The organism is Bartonella sp. MR168JLCBS, assembly GCF_042194175.1.
Genome location: NZ_JBHIMP010000204.1, coordinates 1 through 246 on the forward strand (window position 1 = coordinate 1; position 246 = coordinate 246).

Annotated in this window: 1 pseudogene; it reads right to left on the reverse strand. The window is 40.2% G+C overall.

Annotation, left to right across the window (positions count from 1 at the left end):
• Positions 1-220 (reverse strand): annotated as a pseudogene (locus ACFIK8_RS10360) (peptidase S41); the annotation flags it as partial.
• Positions 221-246 lie beyond the last annotated feature (26 nt).

The following is a 246-nucleotide window of genomic DNA, read 5'->3' on the forward strand; positions in this document are numbered from 1 at the left end:
GATCAAGTGATGTGAGCATGCCATTGATAGCATTTTCAATAAGCTTTTTATCATCCGGAACCGTCACATATTGCATACGTACTCGTTCAAAGATATCGCCAAATAGGGACAGCTGTTGATAAGTATCACCTTCATTGTTCGCAGCAACAGACTGCACCATAATCATTGAACTGGCGCCAAGTAATACCCCAGCGACCAAAAGAATAACTTTACGAATCATTTTGGTTCCTTTTCGTTTTTTCACTC